The sequence below is a fragment of the Streptomyces daliensis genome, assembly GCF_054782395.1.
This window is the reverse complement of record NZ_BAAGSO010000022.1, coordinates 26,503-34,267: the sequence shown is the minus strand read 5'-3', so window position 1 is coordinate 34,267 and position 7,765 is coordinate 26,503. Positions and strand designations below refer to the sequence as shown.

The window sequence follows — 7,765 nt, the reverse complement described above, 5'->3', positions numbered from 1 at the left end:
CGGCCACCGGCACAAGCCAAGAACCACGCGGCGCCAGCCGCACCGCACCGCAACCACACGCCGCGCCGAAGCCACCGGCCAGACAGCCGAACACGACGCCAAGCCACACGACGGCACCCCGCCGGACAGGGGCACAAAAATTGGCGCGGGACCCAACAGCGCGCACCACACCGGCCAACCGTCCCGCGCAACACCCCCGACGAACGGACAACCCCCCGTTTCCTTCCGCCCCCCGCGAAGGGGACCCGTCCCGCGCAACACCCCCGTGAAGCGGCAACCCTGCGTTTCTCCCCCTTACCAGCGGGGTGGAGGCGGGGAGGTGAGTTGGTCTGCTAGGCGGGAGAGGCGGTCGCGGAAACCTTTGCGCGGGCCCGCGACGGGGAGGCTGTTCTCACCGGCCGCCGCCGACACCAGGTGCTGCACGGTGTCGAGGTCTACCTCCGCCGCGTCGGCGCTGAGCACATCGTGCGCGATCCCCCTCAGCTCCCCGGACGCCGAGTCCGCCGCGTCCTCGTCGAGCGCCAGCACCGTCGCCCCCGCGCGCCGCGCGTCCTGAACACGTTCGAGAAGCCCCTCGCCGGGCTCCTCGGGCGTCACGACGAGCAGCGTCTCCGCACGCCCTGCGGCCTCGATCCGCCCCAGCCCGACCGACAGATGCGCGGGTGCCGCGTGCGGCACCCGATACCGCACCAGCGTCGGCGACAGCTCGGGCGTCCCCGACCACGCGGCCTCGTCGTCAAGATGAGCTGCCAGGTGCCACGGCTCGTAGGACTCCGTACCCACCAGCAGCAGCCCGCCGCCCCGTGGCGTCACGGACGACCGCAGCGTCCCGGCGAACCGTCGGGTGGACTGCAACCACTCCGTTCCGGCGAGCACTTCGCGCAGCAGCGCGACCCTCACGGCATCCATGGCCCGGCATGATGCCGTACGTCACCACCCGGACGGGCGGTTTCCGTCGATCGGGCCCGGAACGAGTGGGGCGTCCGGCGTGCCCGGGGGGCGTGGTGCGCGCCGTGTTCGAGCGTTGCCGGTGGCGGATGAGCCGGGCCGTGATCGTTCATGTCCGGTTCCTTGACGGCCAGTTGGGGCGTGCTTACTGTCGCGGCAGGACAAGGGACGTCCTACCTCCGGGAGTTGGGGAGCCGCTCCATGCCGTATGAGACCTCTGTTCCGTTCCGGGCGGGAGACGACGGGTATGCGAGCTTCCGGATCCCCGCCTGTGTGAAGGCTCCCGACGGCTCGCTCCTCGCGTACGCGGAGGGACGGGTCAACTCGACGTCCGACACCGGCAACATCGACATCGTCCAGCGCCGCTCCACCGACGGCGGCCTGAACTGGGGCCCGTTGCAGGTGGTGGCGGTGCACGGCAGCGGTACGGCGGGCAACCCGTCGCCCATCGTCCGCCAGAACGGCACCCTCGTCCTCGTCTACGTCACCAACGCGGCCTCGGCCACCGAGAGCCTGATCCGGCGCGGCCAGGTCGCGGCGGCCGACGGGCGTCGGGTGTGGGTGTGCGAGAGCGGTGACAGCGGGGCCACCTGGACCCGGTCGCGCGAGATCACCGAGACGGCGAAGCGCCCGGAGTGGCGCTGGTACGCGACGACGCCGGGGCATGCCATGGAGCTGACGGGTGCCGCGCACGCCGGGCGGCTCGTCGTCCCGGCGAACCACTCGATCCCGCCGACGGGCGGCGACGACGGCACCGAGGGCAAGTACAACGGCGGCCACGACCTGCTCAGCGACGACGGCGGCCAGACCTGGCGGATCGGCTACGTCGACGACAACCCCGACGGCTATGTGAACGTCAACGAGACGACGGGCGCTGAACTCCCCGACGGCCGGATCTACCTCAACACCCGCACCGAGGCCACCGCCCCCGGCAACCGCGCCGACGCCTACTCGGCCGACGGCGGCGAGACCCTGACCGAGCCCTTCCAGCCCGAGACGGGCCTGACGGTGCCGGTGTGCGAGGGCAGTGTGCTCCAGCTCCGCGATCCGGACGTGCTGCTGTTCTCGGGGCCCTCGCACGCGGAGCGGCGCGAGCGCATGGTCGTGCGGAGGAGCCCGGACGGCGGCGTCACATGGGTGGCGGCGCACGTCGTGGACGAGCGGCCCGCCGCCTACTCCGATCTGGTCCGCGTCGACGGGACGACGGTGGGCCTGCTGTACGAGACGGGGGACTCCAGCCCCTACTCCACCATCACTTTCCGGCGCGTTCCCGTGGAGGAGCTGGTATGAGCGGCGAGCAGGGACGGCAAGGACGGCAAGGACAACAGGGAGTGCCCGGCAGGCGGACGGTGCTCGCCGGGGCCGGTGCCGTCGCGGCGGCGCTCGCGGTCGCCGGGTGCGGCTCGGACGACGACGGGGACGAGCCCAAGGGCCGCAAGAAGGGCGAGAAGATCACCCTCACCTTCTGGTCCTGGGTGCCGGGCATCGAGAAGCCCGTCGGGATGTGGAACAAGCAGCACCCCGAGGTCCAGGTCGACGTGGAGAAGGTGTCGGCCGTCGACGGCGCGCAGTACGCGAAGATGCACGCGGCCGTGAAGGCGGGCAACCCGCCGGACCTCGGCCAGATCGAGTTCCCCGCCGTGCCCAGCTTCCTCCTCGACAACGGGCTGCTGGACCTGTCCGGGCACGGTGCGGAGGACGTGCGCAAGAAGTTCACGGGATGGCAGTGGAAGCAGTCCGTTTTCGGCGACTCCGTCTTCGCGATCCCGCAGGCGTCCGGGCCCATGGGCCTGTTCGTACGCCAGGACCTCTTCGACAAGTGGGGCATCGACATCCCCACGACCTGGGACGAGTACGAGGAGGCGGCCCGCGCGATCCGCGACAAGGGCGCCTACATCGAGACCTTCTCGCCGCCCAACGGCAACCGCTTCGCGGGCTACGCCTGGCAGGCGGGGGCCCGGTGGTTCTCCGTCGAGGGCGAGGAGTGGACCGTCAGCATCGACGACGGGCCCACCCGCAAGATCGCCGACTACTGGGAGAACCTGGTCCGCGAGAAGCTGATCACCACGGACCCCGACCGGCAGAACGCCTGGTACAAGAACGTGCAGACCGGGAAGATCGTCGCCTGGATCGGCGCGAGCTGGGGCGACGCGCTGCTCGTCGGCAACGCGCCCAAGACCAAGGGCAAGTGGCGGGTCGTCCCGCTCCCGCAGTGGAAGAAGGGCGACAACGCGCAGGCCAACTGGGGCGGCTCCACGACGGCCGTCTTCGCGAAGACCAAGTACCCCGAGGACGCGATGGACTTCGCGGTCTGGCTCAACTCCGATCCCGAGGCGATCGAGGCCCTCATAGCGGGCGGCGCGGGCTGGCCAGCGGCGGCGGAGGGCTGGGAGCCCTCCGACCTGGACGTGGAGAAGGACTTCTTCGGCGGCCAGCGGTACAGCGAGGTCTTCGAGAAGGCCGACAAGGCCGTGGACACGAGCTGGCAGTGGGGCCCGCTGATGGACACCCTCTACCAGCGCCTCGGCGACGCCTTCACCGACGCGCTCTCGGACACGTCCATCTCCTTCCGCGACGTCCTGAAGACCGTGCAGCGGCAGACCCTCGACGACCTCAAGGGCAAGGGGCTGAAGGTGAAGGCCGGGTGAGCGAAGGCACGACGGGCGCCGCCCCGCTCGGCAGCCCCGGCCCGCTCGGCGGTCCGGGCGGTGGTCCGGGCGGCGGCGTCGAACCGGACCCCGGCGGCGCGGGGCCCGATGTGCGCCCCGGGCCAGGGCTGCTGGCCGTGAACGGCGCGCGTCGGCACGGCGCGCGCAACGCGCGCGCCGCGGCCGGGTTCCTGCTGCCCTTCGCGGCACTCTTCCTGCTCACCTTCGTCGCGCCCATCGGCTACGCGCTCTACCAGAGCCTGCTCAAGCCCGAGCGCAGCGGACCCCTCGGACTCGGCGGCACCACCACCGCCTTCGCCGGGCTGTCCAACTACACCCACGCGCTCCAGGACGGCCGCTTCCTCGCGGGCTTCGGGCGCGTGCTGCTTTTCGCGGCCGTGCAGATCCCGCTGATGATCCTGCTCGCCACGGCCCTCGCGCTGCTCCTGGAGGCCGCCTCGGCGCGCTGGGTCGGCTTCTTCCGTACGGCGTACTTCCTGCCGTACGGGGTCCCCGGAGTGATCGCCTCCATCCTCTGGGGCTTCCTCTACGTGCCCGGGATCAGCCCTCTGGTGGAGATGGCGCAGGCGGCGGGCTGGGACGTCAACTTCCTCTCCCGTGGCACGGTGCTGTGGTCCATCGCCAACATCGTCACCTGGCAGTTCACCGGCTACAACATGCTGGTCCTGATCGCCCAGCTCAAGGCCGTACCGCAGGAGCTGTACGAGGCGGCGCGCATCGACGGCGCCGGGTCCTGGCAGATCGCCCGGCACATCAAGCTCGCGCTCATCCGCCCCGCGCTCGTCCTCACCACCGTCTTCAGCATCATCGGGACCGTCCAGCTCTTCGCCGAACCCATGGTCCTGAAACCCCTGGCCTCGGTCATCGACTCGGGCTACACCCCGAACCTGCACGCCTACCACGAGGCGTTCAAGAGCAACGACCAGCACGTGGCCGCGGCAGAGGCGGTGCTGATCGCGCTCGTCGCCTGCGTCCTGTCCTTCGGCTTCCTGCGGCTCGTCGGCCGCCGCGGGGACGGGGACGGCCGGCGGGACGGCGGGGGGAGCGGCGCGTGAGCGGCGTCCGGCCCATGGACCGCGTCCCGGTGCGCTACCGCATCATCACCCTGTCCCTGCTGACGGTGGCCGCGCTCTACTTCCTGCTCCCCGTCTACTGGCTCGTCGTCTCGGCCACCAAGAGCACCGGCGACCTCTTCGGCACCTTCGGCTTCTGGTTCTCCGACCCCCGCCCCTTCCAGCGGCTCGGCGAGATGCTCTCGTACGACGACGGCATCTTCCTGCGCTGGACCCTGAACAGCCTGCTGTACGCGGGCGGCGGCGCGGTGGCCGCCACGCTGCTGTCGGCGGCGGCCGGATACGCGCTCGCCAAGTTCGCCTTCCGGGGCAGGGAGACCGTCTTCAACATCGTCCTGGCGGGCGTGCTGCTCCCGCACACCGTGCTGGCCCTGCCCCTGTATCTGCTCTTCAGCGAACTGGGCCTCGTCAACACGTACTGGGCCGTGCTCGTGCCCAGCATGGTGAGCCCGTTCGGGGTGTACCTGTGCCGGATCTACGCGACGGCCGCCGTGCCCGACTCGCTGCTGGAGGCGGCGCGCATCGACGGAGCCGGGGAGGGGCGCATCTTCCGGGTGCTGGCCCTGCGGATGATGAGCCCGGCGCTGGTGACGGTCTTCCTCTTCCAGTTCGTGCACATCTGGAACAGCTTCTTCCTGCCGCTGGTCATGCTCTCCGACTCCAGCCTCTACCCGATCCAGCTCGGCCTGACGGGCTGGCAGGGCTACGCGGACAGGCAGCCCGAGCTGTACCAGTACACGGTGGGCGGCGCCTTCCTCTCCGTCGTCCCGCTGATGCTCCTGATCGGCGCGCTCCAGCGGTACTGGCGCACCGGGCTCACGGAGGGGAGCGTCAAGGCGTGACCGTGTGAACCCGTCACGGGGTGCGCTGAACGGGGTGCGCGGACACGTGATCACCTTCACTGCATGCCGTCAGGACGGGGCGCGGGCCAGGGTGGCAGGATCGCCGTATGACTTCTCCCTCATCCCCCGCAGCGCCTGCCCCCAAGAAGGACCCCTGGGACCTTCCCGACGTGTCCGGGCTCGTCGTCGGAGTCCTCGGCGGCACCGGTGACCAGGGCCGGGGCCTCGCCTACCGGCTGGCCAGGGCAGGCCAGAAGGTGATCATCGGCTCCCGCGCGGCCGAGCGCGCCCAGCAGGCGGCCGACGAACTGGGGCACGGCGTCGAGGGCGCGGAGAACGCCGAGTGCGCGCGCCGCTCCGACGTGGTCATCGTCGCCGTCCCGTGGGACGGGCACGCCAAGACCCTGGAGTCCCTCCGCGAGGAGCTGAGCGGCAAGCTCGTCGTGGACTGCGTCAACCCGCTCGGCTTCGACAAGAAGGGTGCCTACGCGCTCAAGCCGGAGGAGGGCAGCGCGGCGGAGCAGGCCGCGGCCCTGCTGCCCGACTCGCGGGTGACGGCCGCCTTCCACCACCTCTCCGCCGTCCTCCTCTCCGACCCGGAGGTCGAGGAGATCGAGACCGACGTGATGGTGCTCGGCGAGGTACGGGCCGACTGCGAGATTGTCCAGGCCCTCGCGGGCCGCATCCCCGGCATGCGGGGCGTCTTCGCGGGGCGCCTGCGCAACGCGCATCAGGTGGAGTCCCTCGTCGCCAACCTGATCTCGGTGAACCGCCGCTACAAGGCGCACGCGGGCGTCCGCCTCACCGACATCTAGCCAGGCATCCGGGCTCCCCGGCACCCGGCCCCGGGGGCGCACCGGCACCCCGTCGCCCGGGGACGCTTCGGGGACGGCGGCCGAGGGACGTGTCCTGGCATGGGGGACAATGGGCGGGCCGTACCGCACACGCCGGACCCTCTGGAGATCACCCCCATGCCAGCCCTCACCCCCCGCTCCTCCCGGGGCTTCGCCCTCTGCGCCGTCGTCGTCTGCGTCCTCGCCGTGGCCGCGGCCGTCGTCTCCTTCACGAAGGGCAGCCTGGTGCTGGGGATCGTGTGGGTGCTGCTGACGGGGCTGACGTCGAACATGGCCTGGTACTACGCGCGCCGCGCCCGCCAGGCCGCCCCCGCCGGGCCCCCGGCTACAGCGGGGGAGTGACCGTGATCTGCGGCTCGCCCTGCCAGAAGCGGAAGAACTCGTAGCCGTAGCTGACGTCGAGGTCGGAGACGCCCAGCCAGCCCATGACCTCTCCTATCCCGTCCCAGAAGACCCCGTTGACGGCCGGGATCCACAGGCAGCCGAAGACGATCAGCAGCCCGAAGGGCGCGAAGGGCTCGGCCTGGCGGCGCAGGTTCGGTGAGATCCAGGGTTCGATGACGCCGTAGCCGTCCAGGCCCGGAACCGGGATGAAGTTCAGGATGGCCGCCGTCACCTGGAGCATCGCGAGGAACGCGAGCGCGTAGCGGAAGGCGTACGGCACGTCCGCCATCGCGTCCAGCCAGAACGGCGCCGTCAGCAGCGCGGCCAGGAGCGCGTTCGTCAGCGGCCCGGCGGCCGAGATCAGGCTGTGCTTCCAGCGGCCCCTGATGCGGCCCCGCTCGATGTAGACGGCGCCGCCGGGCAGCCCGATGCCGCCCATGATCACGAAGATGACGGGCAGCACGATGCTGAGCAGCGCGTGCGTGTACTTGAGCGGGTTGAGCGTCAGATAGCCCTTGGCGCCGACGGAGGTGTCGCCGCCGCGCAGCGCCGTGTGGGCGTGCGCGTACTCGTGCAGACAGAGCGAGACGATCCAGCCGGAGACGACGAAGAGGAAGACGGCGAGCCCCGTGATGTCGGCCCAGCCCGACCAGACGGCCCACCCCGAGGCAAGCATGAGCACGACGAGTCCGAGGAAGACCGGGCTGATGCGATGGTGTTCGGGATGGGTGGAGGCGCTGGTCATGAGGCCAGACCGTACCGGTGACCGGTACGCGGGGGCGAGTTGTGCGGGGGCCGGGTCGAGGGGGAACCGTACTTTCCCGCGCGTGTACCGGTGGTGGCCCGCGCCCTTTTCGCCGGGTCCGCCACGGCCGGGTCCGCGGGGTGTGATGTGTCCGGCCGCGCTCGGTACGGTGCAGGGGGACGGCACGCGGACGGCGAAGGCCGTGGCAGGTGCGGTAGCAGTGGCAGGTGCGGGAGCGAAGTCGGGGGAA

At 71.1% G+C, this 7,765-nt stretch carries 8 protein-coding genes; 6 read left to right on the top strand and 2 right to left on the bottom strand.

The genetic code is table 11. The features are described 5' to 3' along the window. Positions 1–294: 294 nt before the first annotated feature. Positions 295–909, bottom strand: coding sequence for a hypothetical protein (locus ACYVOO_RS05730; RefSeq protein WP_461014540.1), 615 nt, complete (start codon positions 907–909; stop codon positions 295–297). Between the two features lie 240 nt (positions 910–1,149). Between ACYVOO_RS05730 and ACYVOO_RS05725 the strand changes: the two genes are divergently transcribed. The 6 genes from ACYVOO_RS05725 (at position 1,150) to ACYVOO_RS05700 (ending at position 6,728) form a co-directional block, all read left to right on the top strand. After that, positions 1,150–2,238 carry a sialidase family protein gene (locus tag ACYVOO_RS05725; RefSeq protein ID WP_461014539.1) on the top strand — a complete coding sequence of 363 codons (1,089 nt, stop codon included), beginning with the start codon at positions 1,150–1,152 and terminating at the stop codon, positions 2,236–2,238. Continuing rightward, on the top strand, positions 2,235–3,596 hold the full coding sequence (locus tag ACYVOO_RS05720) for an ABC transporter substrate-binding protein (protein ID WP_461014538.1): 1,362 nt from the start codon (positions 2,235–2,237) through the stop codon (positions 3,594–3,596). Before ACYVOO_RS05725 ends, ACYVOO_RS05720 begins: the two co-directional genes overlap by 4 nt. A gap of 131 nt (positions 3,597–3,727) precedes the next feature. Next, positions 3,728–4,672, top strand: a complete 945-nt coding sequence (locus tag ACYVOO_RS05715) for a carbohydrate ABC transporter permease (RefSeq protein WP_461014543.1) — start codon at positions 3,728–3,730, stop codon at positions 4,670–4,672. A gap of 14 nt (positions 4,673–4,686) precedes the next feature. Next, positions 4,687–5,532, top strand: a complete 846-nt coding sequence (locus ACYVOO_RS05710) for a carbohydrate ABC transporter permease (protein ID WP_461014542.1) — start codon at positions 4,687–4,689, stop codon at positions 5,530–5,532. 107 nt (positions 5,533–5,639) lie between these two features. Further along, complete coding sequence (gene npdG, locus ACYVOO_RS05705; protein ID WP_461014537.1) at positions 5,640–6,347, top strand: NADPH-dependent F420 reductase; 708 nt, start codon at positions 5,640–5,642, stop codon at positions 6,345–6,347. Between the two features lie 156 nt (positions 6,348–6,503). Continuing rightward, on the top strand, positions 6,504–6,728 hold the full coding sequence (locus ACYVOO_RS05700; RefSeq protein WP_461014536.1) for a hypothetical protein: 225 nt from the start codon (positions 6,504–6,506) through the stop codon (positions 6,726–6,728). Here the strand turns inward: ACYVOO_RS05700 and ACYVOO_RS05695 are convergent. Further along, a complete protein-coding gene (locus tag ACYVOO_RS05695; RefSeq protein WP_461014535.1) occupies positions 6,712–7,515 on the bottom strand; it encodes a site-2 protease family protein in 804 nt (267 codons plus the stop codon). The two genes, ACYVOO_RS05700 and ACYVOO_RS05695, sit on opposite strands and share 17 nt — an antisense overlap. Positions 7,516–7,765 lie beyond the last annotated feature (250 nt).

Bases quoted from the DNA above. Each gene is read 5' to 3' on its own strand.
- ACYVOO_RS05730 (WP_461014540.1), bottom strand. From the start codon at position 909: ATGGATGCCGTGAGGGTCGCGCTGCTGCGCGAAGTGCTCGCCGGAACG.
- ACYVOO_RS05725 (WP_461014539.1), top strand. From the start codon at position 1,150: ATGCCGTATGAGACCTCTGTTCCGTTCCGGGCGGGAGACGACGGGTAT.
- ACYVOO_RS05720 (WP_461014538.1), top strand. From the start codon at position 2,235: ATGAGCGGCGAGCAGGGACGGCAAGGACGGCAAGGACAACAGGGAGTG.
- ACYVOO_RS05710 (WP_461014542.1), top strand. From the start codon at position 4,687: ATGGACCGCGTCCCGGTGCGCTACCGCATCATCACCCTGTCCCTGCTG.
- npdG (WP_461014537.1), top strand. From the start codon at position 5,640: ATGACTTCTCCCTCATCCCCCGCAGCGCCTGCCCCCAAGAAGGACCCC.
- ACYVOO_RS05700 (WP_461014536.1), top strand. From the start codon at position 6,504: ATGCCAGCCCTCACCCCCCGCTCCTCCCGGGGCTTCGCCCTCTGCGCC.
- ACYVOO_RS05695 (WP_461014535.1), bottom strand. From the start codon at position 7,515: ATGACCAGCGCCTCCACCCATCCCGAACACCATCGCATCAGCCCGGTC.